The 21,789-nt window shown below is 73.3% G+C and carries 13 protein-coding genes; 5 read left to right on the top strand and 8 right to left on the bottom strand.

The window, feature by feature from the left end:
- Window positions 1-98: 98 nt before the first annotated feature.
- Both FGE12_RS13510 and ettA read right to left on the bottom strand, forming a co-directional pair.
- Window positions 99-2,021 carry a PAS domain S-box protein gene (locus FGE12_RS13510; RefSeq protein ID WP_153866871.1) on the bottom strand — a complete coding sequence of 641 codons (1,923 nt, stop codon included), beginning with the start codon at window positions 2,019-2,021 and terminating at the stop codon, window positions 99-101.
- A 6-nt stretch (window positions 2,022-2,027) separates the two neighbouring features.
- Window positions 2,028-3,707: an energy-dependent translational throttle protein EttA gene (gene ettA / locus FGE12_RS13505; protein WP_153866870.1), complete on the bottom strand. Its 1,680-nt coding sequence runs from the start codon at window positions 3,705-3,707 to the stop codon at window positions 2,028-2,030.
- A gap of 111 nt (window positions 3,708-3,818) precedes the next feature.
- Between ettA and FGE12_RS13500 the strand changes: the two genes are divergently transcribed.
- The 4 genes from FGE12_RS13500 to FGE12_RS13485 all read left to right on the top strand — a co-directional run bounded on the left by FGE12_RS13500 (window position 3,819) and on the right by FGE12_RS13485 (window position 11,294).
- Complete coding sequence (locus tag FGE12_RS13500) at window positions 3,819-5,180, top strand: hypothetical protein (protein WP_153866869.1); 1,362 nt, start codon at window positions 3,819-3,821, stop codon at window positions 5,178-5,180.
- Window positions 5,181-5,272: 92 nt separating this feature from the next.
- Window positions 5,273-6,211: an ABC transporter ATP-binding protein gene (locus tag FGE12_RS13495; RefSeq protein WP_153866868.1), complete on the top strand. Its 939-nt coding sequence runs from the start codon at window positions 5,273-5,275 to the stop codon at window positions 6,209-6,211.
- A gap of 578 nt (window positions 6,212-6,789) precedes the next feature.
- On the top strand, window positions 6,790-10,515 hold the full coding sequence (locus FGE12_RS13490; protein ID WP_194797855.1) for a PAS domain S-box protein: 3,726 nt from the start codon (window positions 6,790-6,792) through the stop codon (window positions 10,513-10,515).
- Window positions 10,516-10,547: 32 nt separating this feature from the next.
- On the top strand, window positions 10,548-11,294 hold the full coding sequence (locus FGE12_RS13485; protein ID WP_255449914.1) for an ABC transporter permease: 747 nt from the start codon (window positions 10,548-10,550) through the stop codon (window positions 11,292-11,294).
- On the opposite strand, the gene FGE12_RS13480 is transcribed toward FGE12_RS13485, so the two are convergent.
- The 3 genes from FGE12_RS13480 to FGE12_RS13470 form a co-directional block, all read right to left on the bottom strand.
- The gene (locus FGE12_RS13480) at window positions 11,284-12,288 is read right to left on the bottom strand and encodes an aldo/keto reductase (protein ID WP_153866865.1); all 1,005 of its coding nucleotides are present in this window, start codon (window positions 12,286-12,288) and stop codon (window positions 11,284-11,286) included. The two genes, FGE12_RS13485 and FGE12_RS13480, sit on opposite strands and share 11 nt — an antisense overlap.
- A gap of 117 nt (window positions 12,289-12,405) precedes the next feature.
- A complete protein-coding gene (locus FGE12_RS13475; RefSeq protein ID WP_194797854.1) occupies window positions 12,406-12,987 on the bottom strand; it encodes a DUF2378 family protein in 582 nt (193 codons plus the stop codon).
- A 116-nt stretch (window positions 12,988-13,103) separates the two neighbouring features.
- Complete coding sequence (locus FGE12_RS13470; protein WP_153866863.1) at window positions 13,104-17,669, bottom strand: DNA topoisomerase 3; 4,566 nt, start codon at window positions 17,667-17,669, stop codon at window positions 13,104-13,106.
- 254 nt (window positions 17,670-17,923) lie between these two features.
- Between FGE12_RS13470 and FGE12_RS13465 the strand changes: the two genes are divergently transcribed.
- Window positions 17,924-18,388 carry an HIT family protein gene (locus FGE12_RS13465; protein ID WP_153866862.1) on the top strand — a complete coding sequence of 155 codons (465 nt, stop codon included), beginning with the start codon at window positions 17,924-17,926 and terminating at the stop codon, window positions 18,386-18,388.
- Here FGE12_RS13465 and FGE12_RS13460 read toward each other — a convergent pair.
- From FGE12_RS13460 to FGE12_RS13450, 3 genes are all read right to left on the bottom strand, one after another.
- Window positions 18,375-19,064: a hypothetical protein gene (locus tag FGE12_RS13460; protein WP_153866861.1), complete on the bottom strand. Its 690-nt coding sequence runs from the start codon at window positions 19,062-19,064 to the stop codon at window positions 18,375-18,377. The genes FGE12_RS13465 and FGE12_RS13460 overlap by 14 nt on opposite strands.
- A gap of 76 nt (window positions 19,065-19,140) precedes the next feature.
- On the bottom strand, window positions 19,141-19,632 hold the full coding sequence (locus tag FGE12_RS13455) for a GFA family protein (RefSeq protein ID WP_228530777.1): 492 nt from the start codon (window positions 19,630-19,632) through the stop codon (window positions 19,141-19,143).
- A gap of 85 nt (window positions 19,633-19,717) precedes the next feature.
- Window positions 19,718-21,757, bottom strand: coding sequence for a M13 family metallopeptidase (locus FGE12_RS13450; protein WP_153866860.1), 2,040 nt, complete (start codon window positions 21,755-21,757; stop codon window positions 19,718-19,720).
- Window positions 21,758-21,789: the final 32 nt, after the last annotated feature.

Here is a 21,789-nt window from a genome sequence, read left to right as displayed (position 1 = left end):
CTCCAAGCAGGCAGCCAAAGGTACGCAGCCCCCCGCACGGGCGTCCACGGCTCCCCGGCCCGGCGGCCCAGCGGGCGAACGAGCGCGGGGGAGTGCGCCTACGCGCCCTGCAGCCGCGCCTGCACCAGCGCCTGGAGCGCCTCGGGGTCGAAGGGCTTGTCGAGCTTCGCGTTGGGCACGGCCTCGAGGAAGGCGCGGGCGCGCGGGGTGAAGCCGCCGCCGGTGAGGAAGACGACGCGCGGCAGCAGCACGGGGAAGCGCTCGGCGAGCGCGGCGTGGAAGTCCATGCCGCTCATGTGCGGCATCATCAGGTCGCAGAGGATGAGGTCGAAGTGCTCGCCCGAGGCCAGGCGCGCCAGCGCCTCGTCCGCGCGCGTGGTGACGTGCACCTCGTGCGCGCGCGCGAGCGTGCGGCGCAGCGCCGCGCCCACCAGGGCCTCGTCGTCGATGATCAGGATGCGGCCGCGGCGCGCGGGGGCCGAGGCGGGAGACGGGGGCGCGGGCTCGGCCGTGCTCGCCGCGGGAGCCGCCGGCAGGCGCACGCGGAAGGTGCTGCCCTGGCCGACCGCGCTCTGCACCTCGATGCTGCCGCCCAGCGCCGCCACGATGCCCTGGCAGATGGAGAGGCCGAGCCCCGTGCCGCGGCCCGCGGGCTTGGTGGTGAAGAAGGGCTCGAAGAGGCGGGGCAGCAGCTCGGGTGCGATGCCGCTGCCGGTGTCCTGCACCTCCACCAGCGCCTCGCCCGTGGGCGCGGCGGCGGTGCGCAGGCGGATCTCGTGGCGCTCCACCTGCCCCTCGGGCAGCGCGTGCGCGGCGTTCACGATGAGGTTCACGAAGAGCTGCACCAGCCGCCCCTCGTGCGCGAGCACCTGCGGCACGCCCCCGCGCACGCGCACCAGCCGCGCGCGGTGGCGCACCTCGTTCGAGGCGATGCTGCTCGCGCTGTCCAGCACCCGCTCCAGGTCCACCGGGGCGAGGACGGCGTCGTCCACGCGGCTGAAGGTGCGCAGGTCGCGCACGATGTCGCGCATGCGCTGCGTGCCCTCGCGCGCCTCCTGCAGGGCCTGCTGCGCCTCCTCCACCAGCGCGGGCGCGAGCGCCCTGCCCTCGCGCGCGAGCACGTCCGAGACGAAGCCCACGTTCGCCTGCACGTAGGCGAGCGGGTTGTTGATCTCGTGCGCCACCCCGGCCGCGAGCATGCCCACGCTGGCCATGCGGTCGCTCGCCACCAGCCGCGCCTCGATCTGCTTGCGCTCGGTGATGTCGGTGATGAAGCCCTCGAGCGCGAGCAGCCGCCCGTCCGCACTCCACACGCCGCGCCCCTGCTCCCACACCCAGCGCTCGCTCCCGTCGCGGCAGCGCAGGCGATAGGTGAGCTGGAAGGGCGCGCGCCGGGCGAGCGCCGCCTGCACCCGCTCCCAGGTGTCGGCCTGGTCCTCCGGGTGGATGATCGTGTTGAAGGAGAGCCCGCCGGGGCCCAGGAAGCGCTCGGGCGGGTAGCCGGTGAGCGCGAGCGTGCCCTCGCTCATGAACTCCATCGTCCAGTCGCGGTTGTTCTGGCAGCGGTACGCGATGCCGGGCAGGTTCGCCATCAGCGTGGAGAGCGTGCGCTGCGCCTCGCGCAGCTGCCCCTCGGTGCGCTCGCGCTCCGTCACGTCCTCGAACGACACGAGCGCGCCCACGCGCTCGCCCCCCTCCACGAGCGGGTCCACCACGTACGCCACGGTGAGCGGCGCGCCGTCCGCGCGCGTGAGCTTGAGCGTCTGGCGCTGGCCGAAGCTGCCGCTCAGCCGCCGCGCGCGCGCCGCCTCCTCGCCAGGCGCGGGGGGCGCGACGAGGAAGCGCTGCACGCCCTGGCCCAGCACCTGCGCGGGCGTGACTCCGAGCAGCGCGCAGGCTGCGCGGTTCACGAAGGTGACGCGCCCCTCGCGGTCCACGGCGCACAGCCCCTGGCGCATCGCGTCCAGCATGGACGCGAGCGCGGGGATGCGCAGGCCGGGGCCGGGGGGCGTGTCGCTCACCGGGCTCTACGCGCGGGTGAGGGGGCGGTAGCGGATGCGGTGCGGCTGCACGCTCTCGGGGCCGAGGCGCTTCTTCTTGTCCGCCTCGTAGTCCTGGTAGTTGCCCTCGAAGAAGAAGACCCGGCTGTCGCCCTCGAACGCGAGGATGTGGGTGGCGATGCGGTCGAGGAACCAGCGGTCGTGGCTGATGACCACCGCGCAGCCGGCGAAGCCGAGCAGCGCGTCCTCGAGGCTGCGCAGCGTCTCCACGTCCAGGTCGTTGGTGGGCTCGTCGAGCAGGAGGAGATTTCCGCCGCTCTTGAGCATCTTGGCCAGGTGCACGCGGTTGCGCTCGCCGCCGGACAGGTCCTTCACGCGCTTCTGCTGGTCCTGGCCCTTGAAGTTGAAGCCGCCCAGGTACGCGCGGCTGGGGATCTGCCCGCCCTTGCCCAGGTCGATGAAGTCCAGGCCGCCGCTCACCTCCTGGAACACGCTGTTGTCGCCCTCGAGCGCGTCGCGGCTCTGGTCCACGTAGGCGAGCTTCACGGCATCGCCCACGCGGAACTCGCCCGCGTCCGGCTTCTCCACGCCGGTGATGAGCTTGAACAGCGTGGTCTTGCCGGCGCCGTTGGGCCCGATGACGCCCACGATGCCGCCGGGCGGGAGGCGGAAGTTGAGGTTCTCGAAGAGGAGCCGGTCGCCGAAGCCCTTCTTCACGTCGCGCGCCTCGACCACCAGGCCGCGCAGCGGCGGGGCGGGCGGGATGACCACCTCGCCCGTGGCGTCGCGCTTGTCCTGGGTCTGGTTGAGCAGCTCCTCGTACTGCGCCACGCGCGCCTTGCTCTTCGCCTGGCGCGCCTTGGGGCTCGCGCGCACCCACTCGAGCTCGCGCTTGAGGGTCTTCTGGCGGGCGCTCTCGGTCTTCTCCTCCAGCGCGAGCCGCTGCTGCTTCTGCTCCATCCAGCTGGTGTAGTTGCCCTTCCAGGGCACGCCCTCGCCGCGGTCCAGCTCGAGGATCCACTCGGCCACGTTGTCGAGGAAGTAGCGGTCGTGGGTGATGGCCACGATGGTGCCCTTGTACTCCTTGAGCGCCTGCTCGAGCCACGCGACGCTCTCGGCGTCCAGGTGGTTGGTGGGCTCGTCGAGCAGGAGCAGGTCCGGCTTCTCGAGCAGGATGCGGCACAGCGCCACGCGGCGCTTCTCGCCGCCCGACAGCTTGGTCACGTCCGCGTCTCCCGGGGGCAGGCGCAGCGCGTCCATGGCCATCTCCAGGGTGCGGTCCAGCTCCCAGCCGTTCGCCGCGTCGATGGCGTCCTGCAGCTTGCCCTGCTCGGCGAGCAGCTTCTCCATCTGCGCGTCGTCCATCGGCTCGGCGAACTTCTCGGAGAGCGCGTTGAAGCGGTTCATCAGGTCGCGCACGTGCTTGAGGCCCAGCTCCACGTTGCCCTTCACGTCCAGCGAGGGGTCCAGCTGCGGCTCCTGCGCGAGGTAGCCCACCTTGGCGCCCGGGTCCGGCTTGGCCACGCCGAAGAACTCGGTGTCCACGCCGGCCATGATGCGCAGCAGGGTGGACTTGCCCGAGCCGTTGGGGCCGATGACGCCGATCTTCGCGCCCGGGTAGAAGGACAGGTAGATCCCCTTGAGGATGTCCTTGCCGCCCTTGACCTTGCGCAGGTCCTGCATGGTGAAGATGAAGTTCTGGGCCATGGGTCTTTCGAGAGTGGGGGAAAGCCCAGCCGGATAGCGTGGCGGCGGGGGAGGCGCAAGGGCCCTGGCGGTGGGGCGCGCGGCGGGCGTCCGTGACACACTGCCGGTGCCATGGCCTTCCGCACCCGCCACCCGCGCCTGCTGCTCTGCTCGCTCCTCGTGCTCGCAGGCATGGCGGTCGCCGGCGGCGCCGAGCTGTGGCGGCGCGAGCGGCGGGGAGAGCAGCTCGCGGCGGAGGCGCAGGCTCACGTCGCGCAGCCGTTCGCGCGTCCCTCCCACGGACAGCCACCCATGGCCGGGAGCTTCGGAGCGCTCGTGGCGCCGCTGCTCGCGCCGCTCGGCAAGGACGCCCAGGCCTACCGGGCGCTCGACGAGAAGACGACCCAGGCGTGCAGCGAGGTGCGCGAGGGGAAGCGGCCCTTCGAGCAGCTCCCCCAGGCCTGCCGCGATGCACTCGAGCGCGGCGGCGAGCTGGCGCGCCGGGCACTCCGGGCCACACGCGCCGAGCGCGGAGGCGTCCCGCCGGGCTTCGGGGCGCTCGACGACCCGGACCTCCCGCGCGAAGGAGACGTGGGGCTGGCGCTCCAGCACGCGACGAGGCTGAGCGCGCTCTCCATGCAGCAGCAGCTGCAGGCAGGTGCAGCCGCCGAGGCGCTGGACACCTGCCTCGATGTCATCGCCCTCTCGCGTGACCTGGGCTCCGAGGCCACGCTCCTCGCACAGCTCATCTCGGTGAGCACGCTGAACCTCGGCTACCGCGCCTGCGCCACGGCCCTCACCGAGGCCCCCCTTTCCGACCTGCAGCGCGCACTGCCCGCGCTGGAGCGGCTGTCGGTCGGCTGGATGTCGTTCGCGGACACGATGAGGGGCGAGGCCCTGTGGGCGGGCATCACCTTCGAGAGCCGCTGGCTCGGAGAGGCGCACCTGCGGGCCCTGCCGGATGGAGCGCGCGCCCTCGCCCTCTCGAAGATGGGGATGGACTTCGACGCGGACCCGTCGCTGCTCCGGCGTTTCTGGCACTGGGAGCACGCGCGCCGCCTCTCCGGCATCAAAGAGCGCTACATCGCCGCGGCGGCGCTGCCTCCGGACGCCCGGGACTCGCGGCTGCAGGCCCTCTGTGCCGAGGAGCAGCGCTCGTACAACCCCGTGGAGCGCGACGTTCTCTGTGGCGAGAACGCCGGCTTCGCCGCCTTCGCCCGACGCATCGATCGCCAGCACGCGCAGCTCGCCCTGCTGTTCGCGGCCGCCAGGGCGCGCGCGGCGCAAGCGGCGACCGGTGTGTGGCCCACCAGCTCCACGGTCCTCGCCGCTGCTCCGCCGCTGCCTCGACCGACCCTGCGTGTCGTGGATGGCGCGCACGCATCCCTGGCGTTCTCGCAGTCCGACCTCGAGGACCTGTCGTTCCCACTCGTCGCCGCGGGCGCGCTGGCCCCGGGAGACACGCGCAGTGCCTCCGGGGCGCAGGCTCCGTAGGGTGTGCGGCAAACGGTCGTGTTGACCCGCCGAGACGGGCCGCGCGTTTCGAGCGGTGCGCGCGCCCCGGCGATGCTAGAGCAACGGGCGCCATGTCCTCCGCCCCCGTCACGCCCGCCCTCGAGATCTCCGGCCTCTCCAAGCGCTACGGCAAGTTCACTGCGCTGCAGGACCTGTCGCTCACCATCGCGCCGGGGGAGATCTTCGCCCTGCTCGGCCCCAACGGCGCGGGCAAGACCACGATGATCGGCAGCGTGTGCGGGCTGGTGAAGAAGACCACCGGCACCATCCGCGTCTTCGGCCACGACCTGGACCAGGACCCGGTGCGCCCGCGCTACGAGGTGGGGCTGGTGCCGCAGGAGATCAACTTCGACCCCTTCTTCACGGTGAAGGAGAGCCTGCAGATCCAGCTCGGCTACTACGGCCGCCCGCGCGACGACGCGCGCGTGACCGAGGTGCTCACCGCGCTCAACCTCCAGTCCAAGGCGGACGCCATCACGCGCCAGCTGTCCGGCGGCATGAAGCGACGCCTGCTCATCTCGAAGGCGCTGGTGCACCGCCCGCGCCTCGTCTTCCTCGACGAGCCTACCGCGGGCGTGGACGTGGAGCTGCGCCGCGACCTGTGGACCTACGTGCGCAAGCTCGCGAGCGAGGGCACCACCATCGTGCTCACCACGCACTACCTCGAGGAGGCCGAGGAGCTCGCGGACCGCGTGGGCGTGATCAACGAGGGCCGCCTGCTGCTGGTGGAGGAGAAGACCGCGCTGCTGCGCCGCATGGGCGAGAAGCGCCTGGTGGTGCAGCTCTCCTCCGCCCTGCCCACGCTTCCCGAGGCGGCGGCACGCGTGGGCGCCACGCTGGCCCCGGACGGGCGCACGCTGACCTACGTCGAGCGCAGCGGCGGCGCTCCGGCGGGCGAGCTGCTGCGCGCGCTGTATGCCGCAGGCGTCCCCGTGGCGGACGTGGAGACACGACACTCGCGGCTCGAGGATGTGATGCTCGAGGTGCTGCGCGGCCGTCCCGCCGCGTAGGGTCTGGCTCGGCTCCCAGCGCCCAGGCGAGCACGTCACGCGCGCTCATAGGAAGCCGGACGGGACGGGCTCCTGTCGTGGGTGCCGAGCGCGCGCGGGCGTCGGCCTGCGCGGCGCTCCGGGGAGGCTCGGGAGAGAACCGGTTTGCAGCAGGCGCGGCGAGCCGGCTCGACGTCCCCGCGCTTCGGTCGCCGAAAAGCACGCGCGTGCGGGTTGGGCCGGGGCAGGCCGGTGCGCTCCTGATGACAAACCTCGGGAGTTTTCAGAAGTCCCGAGGTTTGTATTCAGGGCCGCACAGCACTCGGCCCGACACCCCTCTCCCCTTCACTCGCGCCTCCCCGGGGCGCCTCGCAGGCCGGCGCCCTGACGCGCTGGGCGCAGGCCTCCCGCCTCCGTCCCTCCCGGCTTCCCTTCGAGCCCTCTGCGGCGCACCTCGGCGCTGCAGGCGGGTATCCCTCTACCCACGTGGGTCACCCGCACCCGCCCCGCTGCCCCGCAGCCGCTCGCATCCCGGGCAGGCGAGCGCAGCTGGCCCGCATCAGGGGCTGGAACACCCATTGCTACAGTCGCGCGCGTCCATGACCGCAGCGGCCCTCCACGACGAGAAGCGCAGGCTCGAGACGCTGCACGGCTACGCGCTGCTGGACACGCCGCCGGACGCGGCGCTGGACGATCTCACGCGCGTGGCGGCGGCGCTGTGCGCGGCGCCCATCGCCTTCATCTGTCTGCTGGACGGGACGCGCAGCTGGTTCAAGGCCCGCCACGGGACCTGCGTGACGCAGGTGCCGCGCGAGCTCGCCTTCTGCCACTACCTGCCGCGCGACGGCACCCCGCTGCTGGTGGAGGACGCGACGCAGGACCTGCGCTTTGCCCGCAGCCCGCTCGTCACCGGCGAGCCCCACGTGCGCTTCTACGCGGGCGTGCCCCTGCGCAGCCCGGACGGCCACACCCTGGGCGGGCTGTGCGTGCTGGACGTGCGGCCGCGCACGCTCGAGGCCGCAACGCTCGAGGCGCTGCAGGCGCTCGCGCGCCAGGTGATGGCGCTGCTCGAGCAGCGACGCGCAGCACCGCCGCTGCTGCACGGAGCGCGAGCGGCGCGGGGCCCGGCGGAAGCGGTGGCGCACCTGACGCTGCTGGACGCGGCGCTGCGGGCGCTCGCGCAGCCCACGCTGTCGGCCGGAGGGCTGATGCTCGAGGTGGCCGAGGGCGCGCGCGAGCTGACCTGGGCCGCCACCGCGCTCGTCACGCTGCGCGAGGGCGAGGGCTGCCTCACCCGCTGCGCAGGCGACGTGCCGGAGGACCTGCGGCCCCTCGTCGCCGACGGCAAGCAGCTGGAGGCCCCGCTGCTGCTGGGCGACTGCCGGGCGGACGCGCGGACCGACGGGGGGCTCATCGACAGGGCGCGGGCCGCGGCGCGCGGGGTGGCGAGCCTCGCCGCGGCGCCGCTGGTGCTGGACGGCACGCGCGGCGGCGTGCTCGAGGTGACCAGCCCCCTGCCCCACGCCTTCGGCGAGCGCGACCTGCGCACCCTGCAGCTGCTCGCGCACGGGGCGGGCATGGCGCTCGCGCGGCTGCGCGCGGTGGGCGGCCTCGCGCTCGCGCTGGAGGAGCAGCGGCGCAGCGAGGCGCTGTTCCGCTCCACCTTCGAGCACTCTCCGCTGGGGCTGGTGCTCGTCCACCCGGACGGGCACCTGCTGCGCGTGAACCGCGCGGTGTGCGAGCTGTTCGGCTACGAGGAGCACGAGGTGCTGGGGCAGTCCGCAGGCCGCTTCGTCTGGCCGGAGCTGGAGGGCTGGGAGCTGCCGGGGGTGCGAGAGCTGCACGACGGCACGCGCACCTCGTTCCAGGTGGACCGCCGCTACCTGCACAAGAGCGGGCGGCCCCTGCTCGCGCGCCTCACCATGTCCCTGGTGCGCGACGCCGAGGGCGCCCCGCTGCACTACCTCGGCCAGCTGGAGGACACCTCCGCGGCCACCGCTGCCATGGAGACGCTGATGCAGCAGGCGGAGCTGCTCGAGGCGGCCCACGACGCCATCATGGGCACGGACCTGGACGGCCGGGTGACCTACTGGAACCGCGCCGCCGAGGAGCTCTACGGCTTCCGCGCGCAGGAGGCGCTGGGCCAGCTGAGCCAGGAGCTGCTGCACTCGCAGCTCCCCGCGTCCCCCGAGCAGCTGCGCGAGGAGTTCCACCGCACGGGGCGCTGGGAGGGCGAGCTCGGGCAGACGGCGCGCGACGGCCGGCGCCTCGTGGTGAGCAGCCGCTGGAGCCTGCGCCGCGACGCCGCGGGCCGCCCGCTCGGCGTGCTCGCGGTGAACCGCGACGTGACGGCCCGGCGCGAGGCGCAGGACGCGCTCGCGCGCAGCGAGGAGAGCCTCGCCGCCACCCTGCGCTCGCTCACCGAGGGCGTCATCGTCACCGACCCCGACGAGCGCGTCACCCGCATGAACCCCGCCGCCGAAGCGCTCACCGGCCTCCGCTTCGCGCTCGCGCAGGGGCAGCGGCTCTCCGAGGTGTTCCCACTCGTGGACGAGCTGAGCGGCGAGGCGCTGGAGAGCCCCGTGCAGCGGGCGATGCGCGCGCGCGCCCCGGTGGAGCTCGCGGACCGGGCCAGCCTGCGGGACCGCGCGGGCCAGCGCGTGCCGGTGGCGGCGAGCGGCGCGCCCCTGCGGGACGCGCGCGGCCAGGTGGCCGGGGGCGTGCTGGTGTTCCGCGACGTGACCCAGGAGCGTCGCGCGCACGACGAGCTGCGGCGCAAGGAGCAGGAGTTCCGCCAGCTCATCGACCTGCTGCCGGACGCGGTGATCATCCTGCGCGCGGAGCGCGTGCTGTACGCGAACGCGGCGCTCGCGCGGCTGCTGGGGCGCGGCAGCCCGCAGGCGCTGGTGGGCGAGGACGTGGGCGCGCTCGTGCACCCCGCGGACCGCGAGCGGATGCGCAAGCAGGCCGCCCAGCTGCCGCAGCGCGCCTCGGGCGAGCGCGCGATGAGCGAGCTGCGCTTCGCCCGCGCGGACGGCGAGGAGCTGGTGGTGGAGGTGGCGCCCCTGCAGCTGCGCGGCTTCGAGGGCGGGCCCGCGGTGATGCTGGTGGGGCGCGACCTCACCGAGCGGCGCAAGCTGCAGCAGCGCCTGCTGCTCGCGGACCGCATGGCCAGCGTGGGCACGCTGGCGGCCGGCGTGGCGCACGAGATCAACAACCCGCTCGCCTTCGTCATCGGCAACCTCGCCTTCCTCGAGGAGGAGCTGCGCGAGCTCTCCTGCGCGCTCGCGGACCCCGCCGCCCAGGCGCGCCTCGCCGAGGGGCGCCAGGCGCTGAGCGAGGCGAGCCAGGGCGCCGAGCGGGTGCGGCTCATCGTGAAGGACCTGCACACCTTCAGCCGCGCGGACGAGGCGCAGAAGGGGCGGCTGGACGTGCGCCGCGCGCTGGAGTCCAGCATCGCCATGACGGGCAACGTGGTGCGCCACCGCGCGCGCCTGGTGCGCGAGCTCGCCGAGGTGCCCGCGGTGTGGGCGAACGAGGCGCGGCTCGGCCAGGTGTTCGTGAACCTGCTGGTGAACGCCGCGCACGCCATCCCCGAGGGGCTGCCCCCGGCGAGCGGCGTCGCGGCGCACGAGATCCACGTGCGCACCCGCAGCGCGGGGCCCTGGGTGGTGGTGGAGGTGCAGGACACGGGCGTGGGCATCGCGCCGCAGCACCGCTCGCGCATCTTCGACCCCTTCTTCACCACCAAGCCGGTGGGCCAGGGCACGGGGCTGGGGCTCGCCATCTGCCACGGCATCGTCACCGCGCTGGGCGGGAAGATCGAGCTGGAGAGCGAGGTGGGCCTGGGCACCACCTTCCGGGTGCTGCTGCCCGCCTGCGCGGAAGGGGGCGCGAGCGCGCCCCAGGCCCTGCCCGCGCCGCCCCCTGCGCGCCCCGCGCTGCGCGGACGGGTGCTGGTGCTGGACGACGAGGTCCACGTGGGCGCCCTGGTGCGCCGGCTCTTCAGCGGCGAGCTGGAGGTGGTGACGGAGACCAGCCCCCGCCAGGCGCTCGCGCGCATCGCCTCCGGCGAGCACTACGACGCCATGCTCTGCGACGTGATGATGCCGGAGATGGCCGGCCCGGACGTGCACGCGGAGGTGAGCCGCCTCGCCCCCGCGCTCGCCTCCCGCATGCTCTTCGTCACCGGGGGCGCCTTCAGCCCGCGCGCCCAGGCGTTCCTCGCGGGCCTGCCGCCCGGCGGGTTCCTCACCAAACCCTTCGAGCTGCCGAAGCTGCGCGAGCGGCTGCAGACGCTGGTAGCGCGGCGCGAGGGGTGCTAGGCGCACGGGTACGCGCCATGAACACGCTCGGGATGAAGACCCTCCTCGCGAAGGAGGTCCGCCGTTTCCTGCGGGTGCCGGGGCAGACCGTGCTCTCGCCCCTCATCAGCACCTCGCTCTACTTCGTCGTCTTCGGCTACAGCCTCGCGGGGCGCGTGCACGAGGTGGACGGGCACCCCTACCTGCCCTTCATCGTGCCGGGGCTCGTGTTCCTGGGCATCGCGAACAACGCCTTCCTCAACAGCTCCTCGAGCCTCTTCATCACGAAGATCCAGGGCACGGTGGTGGACCTGCTCGCCGCGCCCCTGGGCCCCTTCGAGCTGCTCTTCGGCTTCATCGGCGGCGGCATGGTGCGCGGGCTGATGGTGGGCCTGCTCACCTGGGGGGTGGCGGCGCTGTTCACCGGCGTGAGCCTCGCGCACGCGCCCGCGGTGCTCTTCTTCCTGCTGCTCGCCTCCTACGTGTTCAGCATGCTGGGGCTGCTCGCGGCCATGTGGGCCGAGAAGTTCGAGCAGGTGAACTTCTTTCCCACCTTCGTGATGCTGCCCCTCACCTTCCTGGGCGGCGTCTTCTACTCGGTGCGGGAGCTGCCCAGCCCCTGGGCCCAGGTGAGCCTCTTCAACCCGGTGGTCTACATGGTGGAAGGCCTGCGCTACGGCATGCTGGGGCGCAGCGCCTTCCCGCCGCTGCTGGGCGGGGCCATCCTCGTCGCGCTCGCGGTGGTGGCCACCGCGGTCGCGTACACGCTGCTGCGCCGCGGCTACAAGCTCAAGGCCTAGCGCCGCCGCCGCGCTCGCTGTCCAGGTCGCGCATCTGCTGCGCGCCGTAGCGCGAGCCCTCCAGCGCGCCCAGGCGCTCGAGCGCCGCCACGTCCTCCGGCGAGAGCGGCCGCTCGAGCGCCCCCAGCGCGTCCTCCAGCTGCGCCACCTTGCGCGCCCCCACCACCGGCACGAAGCCCGGCTGGCGCGCGAGCACGTACGCGATGGCGAGCTGCCCGGAGGTCATCCCGCGCTCCCCGGCGAAGCGCGCGAGCCGCTCCACGAGCTGCTGGTTCCTCGCCCCCGCCTCGCCGCTGAAGCGCGGCAGGAACGCGCGGAAGTCCCCCTTCGCCTGGGGCTTGCTCCCGGTGAGCAGCCCGCGCGAGAGCACCCCGTAGAGCGTGGCGCTCATCCCCAGCTCGCGCAGGCAGGGGAAGATGTCCGCCTCCGGCCCGCGGGTCGCGAGCGAGTACTCGATCTGAAGATCGACGATGGGGTGCACGCGCGCGGCGCGCCGCACCGTCTCCGCGCCCACCTCGGACAGGCCGATGTGGCGCACGTAGCCCGCCTTCACCAGGTCCGCGATGGCGCCCACCGTGTCCTCGATGGGCACCGCTGCATCCAGGCGCGCGGGGCGGTAGATGTCGATGACGTCCACGCCGAGGCGCTTGAGGCTGTAGGCGCAGAAGTTCTTCACCGCCGCGGGGCGCGCGTCGTAGCCGCCCCAACCCCCGTCCGGGCTGCGCAGCGCGCCGAACTTCACGGAGAGCTGCACCCGCTCGCGGCGGCCGGCTTCCCTGAGGGCACGGCCCACCAGCAGCTCGTTGTGCCCCATGCCGTAGAAGTCCCCGGTGTCCAGCAGGGTGACGCCCCGGTCGAGGGCGGCGTGGATCGTGCGCACGCTCTCCGCCTCGTCCGCCGCGCCGTACATCCCGCTCATCCCCATGCACCCGAGCCCCAGGGGGAACACCTCGGGCCCCGTCGCTCCCAGCCTCACCGTGCGCTGCGCTGCCATGTCTGCCTCCCCGCGTGTGGGGGCAGAGATGGTGCGGGCGCGGGGGAAAATCGAGCGAAATGCGGGCGCGAAGACGGGTGCCGGACGCCCGCTGCCGCACGCCTGCGGGAGGGGCCCTCAGGCCGGCAGGGGCTCGGGCGCGTCCCAGCGCACGTAGTACACCGCGCAGCCGTCGCGCCCGACCATCTGCCCCACCCGCACGCCGTGCGCGCCGGCGAAGCAGAGCCCCTGCTCGAGCAGCCCGCGCACGAAGCCGGGGCGCAGGGCCACGTTGATCCACACCTCGAAGTGGCGCGGGCCCACCTCGCGCACCTGCGTCTCGGTGTAGTTGTTCGTGCTGCGGAAGGTCTTGGTCAGCCGGTACAGCACGCGCTCGGGGCCCAGCACCCGCAGCATCTGCAGCAGCACCCGGCCCATCAGCGTGCCCTCGTAGGCCTCCACCGTGGCGCGGCCCAGCGCCGCGTAGCCCTCGTCCCCGGGAAGCTGCGCCCAGCGGCTCTGCACCAGGTGGTCCAGCAGCGCGAGGTGCGCCTCCAGCGGGTACGTCACCTCGAGCGCGTCCAGGGACATCCCGAGGCGGTGGAGCACGCGCAGGTCCTCGTCCGTGGGCTCGGGGCCCAGCACCCGCAGCAGCCCCTCCATCGCATGGCCGAAGATGTGCCTGCTGGGCGCAACTGCCGTGCTGGCCTGGCTCTGCATGGACGCGGTTCCCCCGTGCTGCGACGCGCGAGCCACCACCATGCCACACTCCGGCCGCCGCTGTCCCCCCACCCTCCGGTGCGTAGTCCGGGGCGAGGGGCTTCGGCGGCTCCCGCTCAGCCGCTCTCGCCCACCAGCGCGAGCAGCGCCTTGCCGTAGCGCGAGGCGAGCTGCGGCCCCACCCCGTCCAGCGCGCGCAGGGAGGCCACGTCCCGGGGGCGCGCCTCGACGATGGCGTGCAGCACCCGGTCGGTGAAGATGCGGAAGGCGGGCACCCCGCGCTCGCGCGCCTCGGCGAGCCGCCAGCTGCGCAGCGCCTCGGCGAGCCCCGCGGAGGCGCCCCACTTGAGCGGCGCCGCGGCGCTGGTGCGGCTGCGCGGCGCGGGCGTGCTCGCGGACACCGGCTCGCGGCGCCAGCGGCTGCGGGGCGCGGCCTGCGCGTACTCGGCGTCGTCCGAGTCCGAGCCCGAGCCCGAGCCCGCCTCGGCCTTCGCGCGCGCCCCCCGGCGCGCCCGACGCGAGGTGGACTTGGACGAGGTGGGCTTGGGCTGGGCGCGGCCGCGCTTCCGGGGCCCCTTGGCCTCGGGCGCGGCCTCCGCCGTGAGCGAGACGTTGGAGAGCAGGCCGCGCGCCTCGCGCCCCTCGTGGGTGAGGTGCGCGCGCTGGAAGGGGATGGTCTTGCCGTCCTTCTCGAAGGCGTCGTCCGAGAGGCGCACCAGCCCTGCGCGCACCAGGCCTCCCACGAGCCGCTCGAAGGCGCGGCGCGGCAGTGCGTCCGCGAACAGCTCGCGGTGCAGGCGGCCGGTGGCCTGGGCGTCGCGCTCGTGCAGCGCCTCGAGGATGCGCTCGAGCGCGTCCGCCTCCAGGGCGGTGGGCGGCACGAAGGAGAGCGAGCCGCAGTCCTCCGGCGCGCACACGTCACAGATGCCGCAGGGGCCGCCCCTGTCCTGGCTGTCGCCGAAGTGCTCCACCAGCTGCTGCATGCGGCAGGCGGCGCGCTCGGCGTACTTGCCCATGTCCTCCAGGTGGCGCAGCTTGCGCTCGCGCTGCTCCACGTAGGTGGCGCGCCAGCCGGGATTGCCGCGGGCCACCGTGCCGTCCTGGCCGCGCTCCAGGCCCTTGTGGATCCACAGCTGCTCGAGCGCCTTGGCGAACAGCTCCTGCTCCATGCGCAGGCGGCTGTAGAGCAGCTCCTCGGGCTCGGGCTCGGCCCGGGCCGCGAGGTACACGCGCTCCAGCACGCTGGGCTCCGGGTAGTCGCGCTTGTGGAAGTGCTCGTGCGTCTTGCGGTCCACGAAGGAGTGCAAGAGCACCGCGCGGCTGGGCAGCCCGTCGCGCCCCGCGCGCCCCAGCTCCTGGTAGTAGCCCTCCACGCTCGCCGGCAGCGCCGCGTGCACCACGGTGCGCACGTCCGCCTTGTCGATGCCCATGCCGAAGGCCGTGGTCGCGACGATCACCTCGAGCCGCCCGCCCAGGAAGGCCGCCTGCACGCTGTCGCGCGCGCTCGCGCTGAGCCCCGCGTGGTACACGGCCGCGGGGAAGCGCTCTCCGAGCGCTTCCGCCAGCGCCTCGGCGTGCTTGCGCGTGGGCGCGTACACGATGGCCGGCCGGCGCTCCTCCTGCGCGAGCAGCGTGAGGATGGCCTCGGGGCGCTGCTTCGGGGCGAGCTCGCGCACCTCCACCGCGATGTTCGTGCGGCGAAAGCCGTGGATGAAGGTGCGCGCATTTCCGGCGCTGCCGGGATGGCCTTGCAGCCGCAGCTGCTGCACGATGTCCTTCTGCACGTCCGGCGTGGCCGTGGCGGTGAGCGCCACCACGGGCGCGGGGCGCAGGAGCGGCAGGCGCGAGCCCAGCAGCCGGTAGTCCGGCCGGAAGTCGTGGCCCCACTGGCTGATGCAGTGCGCCTCGTCGATGGCGACGAGCGCGGGGGTGCGCTTGGCGAGCAGCTCCGGGAAGCCCGGCACCCCGAGCCGCTCGGGCGCGATGAAGAGGAAGTCCAGCTTCCCCTCCAGGTAGTCCTGGCACACCTGGCGGCTCGCCGCGCGCTCGCGCCCGGAGTGGATGCGCTCCGCCGCGAAGCCCAGGCTCTGCAGCCGCAGCACCTGGTCCTCCATCAGCGCGATGAGCGGGCTCACCACCAGCGTGGTCCCCGCCCGCGCGAGGCCCGGCAGCTGGTAGCACAGGCTCTTGCCCGCGCCCGTGGGCATCACCAGCAGCAGGTCCTGGCCCTCCGTCGCCGCGCGGCACACCGCCTCCTGGTAGGGACGGAAGTCCGGGAAGCCGAAGGCCGACTGGAGCAGCGAGCGCAGCTGGTCCGGCGGCGTGGGCTCGCGCCGGGCGCGCGGGCTCGGAGCCTGGGGATTGAGGAGGTCACCCTGCGCGGCGTTCTGGGCCATGTCGCGCAGGCTCGCACGGCGCGGGGCGGCAGTGGCAGCGGCCAGCGTGTTGCGCACGGGAGTCGGCGCGAAGAGGCCCGGCTGGGTGGGTGCGGTGACGGCGCTGCGTCCGGCACCCTGTCCCACAGGGGACGTAGGCGAGGAGCTGCGTCCCCTTCCCTCACCCTGACCCTCTCCCGGAGGGAGAGGGGACACTCGGGACGGGGGCGCGTCGTGGGCCACCGGAAGACGGGGGGCGCTCTGTGTGACTGCGCGCGCAGGGCCGGCGGGCACGTGGCCCACCACCTCGCGCACGTAGGCCTCGATGTCGCGCAGGAAGGCCGGCAGCTCGCCGCTGCCCTGCTCGATGCGCTGCAGCCGCGCCTCCCACGCGCCCGTCATCGCCGGGCTCTTCACGTCCGGGTGCACCACGCCGATGAGCTGGATGCCCTTGTCCGTCGCCTCGAGCGACTTGCCCCGGCGAACCAGGTACTCGCGCTCGAGCAGCGTCTCGATGATGGCGGCGCGCGTGGCCGGCGTGCCCAGCCCCGTCTCGCGCATCGCGTCCGAGAGGGCCTTCTCGTCCAGCGTGCGCCCGGCCGTCTCCATCGCGGTGAGCAGGCTCGCCTCGGTGAAGCGCGCCGGGGGCCGCGTGCGCTTGTCCACTGCGCGCACGTCGTGCACGTGCTGGCGCTGCCCCTGCGCGAGCCCCACGGGCAGCTCCTGCGAGTCGTCTTCCTGCGGCTCCCCGGCGTCCGCGTCCTTCGCGCTCTCGGGCTTCTTGCCCTTGCTGGCGGCGCGCTCCTTCGGCGGCTTCGCGCCCCCGCCCACGTCCAGCACCTTCCAGCCCTGGCTCTGCACCAGCGTGCCCTGGCTGTGGAAGCGGTCCACCTCCTGCCGCGCGCCTTCGGTCGACGTCACGGCGGTGATGACGGTGGTCACCTGCCACACGAAGTCCTCGTGCCAGGCGGCGAGGAGCCGGCGGCACACCAGCTCGTAGATGCGGCGCTCGTCGGGCGAGAGGCTCGCGCTGGACGGGGACACCGCAGTGGGGATGAGGGCGTGGTGGTCGGTCACCTTGCCGTCGTCCACGTAGCGGCGCGAGAGCGGCCGCGTGCCCGTGCCCGGGGCCAGCTGGGTCTCGAAGGGCGCGCGGATGGCCTGCACCACCGAGGGCAGGGTCGCGGCCACGTCCTGGGACAGGTGCCGGCTCGCGGTGCGCGGGTAGCTCAGCAGCTTGTGCTTCTCGTAGAGCGCCTGGGCGAGCTCGAGGGTGCGCTGGGCGCTGAAGCCGTAGAGGCGGTTCGCGTGGCGCTGCAGCTCGGTGAGATCGTAGAGCAGCGGAGGCGCCATGCGCCGCGTCTCCGCGGTGAGGCTCTCCACCTCGGCCCGGCCGCCCTTCACCCGCTCGACGATGCGCTTCGCCTCGGCGCCGTCCGACGGGAGCCGGCGCGCCTCGCGCGCATCGGACGCCGCGGACTCGTTGGGCTTGAGCTGAGGGCCGCTGCGAAACCACACGCCCTCGTAGCGGCCGGTCTGACTTTGCGCGGGCCCGAAGGTGGCGAGCACCTCCTTGTAGTCCTGGGGCACGAAGTTGCGGATGGCGAGCTCGCGCTCCACCACCATGGCGAGCGTGGGCGTCTGCACGCGGCCCACCGAGAGCGTGTCCCCCAGCGCGTCGCGGTAGGCGAGCGTGTAGAGGCGGCTCAGGTTCATGCCCACGAGCCAGTCGGCGCGGCTGCGTCCCTTGGCGGCGTCGGCGAGCGGCTCGTACTCGCGGCCGTCCTTGAGGCGGCGGAAGCCCTCGCGGATGGCGCCGTCGGTGAGGCTGGACACCCAGAGGCGGCGCACCGGCTTGCGGCAGCGCGCGGCCTCGTAGATGTAGCGGAAGATGAGCTCGCCCTCGCGCCCCGCGTCCGTGGCGCAGATGACGGCCTCGACGTCGGGCGCGTTCATCACCTCGCGCACGATGCGGAACTGGTCCGCGGTGGAGTTGGAGACCACGAGCGGCCAGTCCTCGGGGAGCATGGGCAGCGCCGCGCGGCTCCACTTCTTCCACTCGGGGCGCATCTCGTGCGGCTGCGCGAGCCCCACCAGGTGGCCGATGGCCCACGTCACCACGTAGCCGTTGCCGCGGTAGAGCCCCTCGCCGCGCTGCTCGGCGCCGAGCGCCTTCGCGAGGTCTCGCGCCACCGAGGGCTTCTCGGCCACGACGGCGAGCACGCCGCCACCGCCGCCTGCGCCCGCAGTCGCCGCGCCGCCCCGGCCCGCCCTACCCTCGCCGCCGCCTGCCGCCCTCCGGACCATCGCGCGCTCCCGACCTCGCTGCCCTCGTGCGCCCGGGCTCCGGAGCTGGAGCGATCAGGACAAGAGGGGGAAGCCCTGAGTATCGCCCGGCCCTGACACCGGCGGGGACCCGTTCGAGGCCTGGATAGACAGCAGGGAGGCAGCCGTGTCCTCCCTCTCCCCCTGGGAGAGGGTCGGGGTGAGGGTGCAGGGCGAAGCTGCGCCCCTGCGCAAAGCGGTCGGGACGAGGGCATCCGGGCACTACGCTCTGCCACATGGCCACGGACCCGAACGACCCCTGCCTCGGCTGCGCGATTTCCAGTGGAGCGCTGCGCCCGCCGGGCGGCGTGCTGCTGCGCGAGGGCGGCCTGGTGCTGCACGGCCTCTCGGGACCGAGCCCGCTCGCCGGCTGGGTGGTGCTGAGCGCGGAGCGCCACGCGCGCGCCCTCTACGACCTGGATGCGCAGGCGACCTCCGCGCTCGGCCCGCTCGCTGCGCGCGTGATGCGCGCCCAGCGCGAGGTCCTGGGCGCCGAGCACGCGTACGCCTTCGCGATCGGAGACGTGCTGCGCCACTTCCACCTGCACCTCGTGCCGCGCTACGCGGACACGCCCGAGCGCCTGCGCGGCCGCGGCGCCTTCGACGCGCAGGCCGCGGACATGCTCACCGCGGAGCGCATCGAAGAGGCGTGCGCGCGGCTCGCCAGGGCGCTGCGCGAGTCAGGCCCTACCGGCGCTTGATGAAGCGGCTCGCAGCCCACGTGGCGTCTACCGCCACCTGCGCCACGATCTCCAGCCCCTCGCGCGTCGCCGCCTCCCAGCCGCGGTCGCGGGTGAGGTCCGTGTCCACCTTCGAGGACTGCTTCGGATAGGCGAACCAGAGCAGCGTCTTCGGCGTGAGGCGCACGGCGAGCTCCTTCATGCGCCGCGCGAGCTCCTTCTGGTTCCGCACGAAGACGAGGAGGAAGGGCGGCTCCCCCGAGCCCAGCTCCGTGCTGATGCCCGCGCCCACCGGCAGCTCGCCCAGGAGCGCCTTCACGTCGCCCGGCGCGTCGAGCACGGTGGCGAGCATCCCCTCGCGCAGCCGCAGCTTCTGCGCGAGCGGCTTCGTGCTGTGCGTCACCCGGCTCACGGTCTCCGCGAGCAGCGCGGGCGCGCCCGTCACGGCCTCGAGCACGCCCTTCACCGCGTCGAACGCGCGGCGCATCGGAGCGGCCTTCGGTGCGGCGCTCTTGCGGGCGCCCTTCTTCGCCGCAGCACTCTTCCTCGCCGCGGTGCCCTTCTTCGCTGCGACCTTGCGCGCCGGAGCCCGCTTCTTCGCGGCCGTGCCCTTCTTCGCCACCGTCTTGCGCGCCGGCGCACGCTTCGTGGCGGTCTTCTTCGCGGCGGGGGCGCTGCGCTTCTTCTTCGCGGCCATGGGCTCACTCCTCACGCGTGTCACTGCGAACGGCTGCGACATCTAGCACGGCGACTCGTCCCGCCCCCCGGTGCAGCTACAGCCCGTGGCGCTCGTGCCACTGCGCGATGGACTCGCGCGGGTAGCGCTTGAACCGCTTGTCCTGCGGGTCCGCGCGCACCACCACCCAGGGCGCCTTGAACTCCAGCATGATGTGCACGCGCTCGGGCGGGATGGGCAGGGCCGTGTCGATGGCGGACGCGAAGGGGTGCACGAGCTCCGGCCACGTCGGGTCGTAGAGCCACAGCGCCGAGCCGCACTCGCCGCAGAAGTTGCGCTGTCCGGTGCTGCGGTGCGCCCGCGCATCCTCGGGGTTCTTGATGCGCGCGCGGTACACGCGCAGGTGCTCCTTGCCGCGGACCTTCAGCGTCTTCGCGTCACCCGAGAGGTTGATTGCAGAGCCCCCGCCCCCTTGCGTCTTGCGACACACCGAGCAGTAGCAGTGCATGAACGGGTACGGGTGCTTCGACTGCACGCTGAAGCGCACCGCGCGGCAATGGCAGGAGCCCTCGAGCTTCATGCGCCGCATCCTCGCGCACCTGCCTGCGCGGGCCGTGCGGCACCCGGCCCGCGCTGTCGAGGACGCGAGCGCCTCAGGCCGTGTGCGGGCCCACTCACCAGACCCGCACGCGGTCCTTGGGCTCGAGGTACAGCGCCTGGCCGGGCTTCACGTCGAAGGCGGCGTACCAGGGGTCCATGTTGCGCACGGTCTGCGCCCGGTACTGATCCGGGGCGTGGCCGTCGGTGATGACCTGCTGGCGAAGCGTCGCCTCGCGCGTTTCCGAGCGCCAGCTCTGGGCGAAGGCGAGGAAGAACTGCTGGTCGCCGTCCAGGCCCCGAGCCGCCGGGCCGGCCTTGCCGCCGTTGGCGATGCGATAGGCGTCATAGGCGGCGTTCAGGCCGGCGAGATCGGCGATGTTCTCGCTCAGCACCTGCTCGCCGTTCAGCACGAGGTCCGGGAACGGCCTGTAGGTCGAGAACTGCGCGGCCAGCGCCTTCCCCGAGGCTTCGAAGTGGGCGAAGTCAGCCCGCGTCCACCAGTTCCGCAGCAAGCCCTGGCTGTCGAACTGCGCGCCCTGGTCATCGAAGCTGTGGCTGATCTCGTGGCCGATGGTGGCGCCCGTCGCCCCGAAGTTCACCGCCGCCGGCGAGGCCGGATCGAAGTAGGGCGGCTGCAGGATGGCCGCCGGGAAGTTCAGCGCGTTGCGCACCGGCAGGTTCACGGCGTTGACCAGCTGCGGGTTCATCACCCACTCGCCGTGATCGACGGGATGGCCGAACTTCGCCAGGTTGCGGCGATATTCGAAGAGCTCGGCGCGATCGAGGTTGCCGACGGCGTCGTCGGCCTGGACCGTCAGGGTCGAATAGTCGATCCAGTGGTCGGGATAGCCCACGCCGACCTTGAGCGCGGCGAGCTTGCGCTTCGCCTCGGCCTTGGTCGCCGGCGCCATCCAGTCGAGGCCATCGATCCGCTTGTCGAAGGCGGCCATCAGCGCCTTCACCATCTGCTCGACGGCGGCCTTGGACGACGGCGGGAAGTACCTGGCGACGTAGAGCTTGCCGACGGCCATGCCCAGGCTGTCGCTCGTCGCGTCGACGCCGCGCTTCCAGCGCACCCGCTGCTCGGGCACGCCGCGCAGGGTCTTCGAATAGAAGGCGAAGCGCTCGTCGGCGAAGGCCCTGGGCAGGTAGGCCGCATGATGCTCCACCAGGTGCAGCGCCAGGTAATCCTTCCAGGTCTCCAACGGCTCGGAGGCGACCAGCGCCGCCTCGCCCGCCACCGCCTTCGGGTGCCAGACGTAGAACTCGCGCCGCGCCTGCAGGCCAGCGGCGGCGAAGAAGGTCGTCCAGTCGAGCCCGCGCGCGCGCGTCTTGAAGCTCGACGTGGCCCAGCGGTTGTCGGCCTTCTTGACGTCCTCGGACTCGGCGCGCGTGGCGTGGGCCCGGGCGAGCTTGGTCTCGAGCTCGAAGATGCGCTGCGCCGTACCCTGCGGATCGGGATGCCCCATCAGGGTCAGCACGGTGGCCAGGTGCGCCTTGTAGGCGTCGCGGATCTTGGCCATCCGGTCGCTGGTGGCGACGTAGTACTCGCGATCCGGCATGCCGAGCCCGCCCTGCAGCAGGTAGGGCGCATGGACGCCGGGCTTGTGCAGGTCCTGCTCGACCCACAGGCCGAACAGGTTGTCGGTGTAGAAGTCGGTGTTGTTCAGCGCGTCCACGTCGGCGCGCAGGCCCTGGCCGAACGCGCGGGCGAGGTCGGTCTTGTTGCGGATCGCCGCAATGCGCGCCAGCGCAGGCTTCAGCGGCGCGAGGCCGCGGGCTTCGATCGTCTTCTCGTCCATGAAGGCGGCGTAGTAGTCGCCGACCTTTCGCGCCTCGCTGCCCGCCGGCGCGGTCTGCGCCGCTTTGATCAGCTCGGCCACCTCGGCCGCCGTCTTCTCCGTGAGCTGCTCTCCAATGCCCCACGACGAACGGTCGGCGGGGATCTGCGTCGCCTTCACCCAGGCGCCGTTGGCGTAGGCGAAGAAGTCATCGCCGGGCGTGACGGACTTATCGATTCCGGCCTGGTCGACGCCCGGCGGGAAGGTCTGGGCTTGGGCGGCGGCGCTGAAGCCGCCCAGGCCGAGGGCGAGGACCAGGGAGAGGTGTTTCATGGGGCGGACGTTAGGGCGCGGGCACGTGGCGA

This window comes from Aggregicoccus sp. 17bor-14 (genome assembly GCF_009659535.1).
In the GTDB taxonomy this organism is placed as follows: domain Bacteria; phylum Myxococcota; class Myxococcia; order Myxococcales; family Myxococcaceae; genus Aggregicoccus.
The sequence above is the reverse complement of the archived record's forward strand: the minus strand, read 5'-3'. Positions and strand labels throughout refer to the sequence as shown.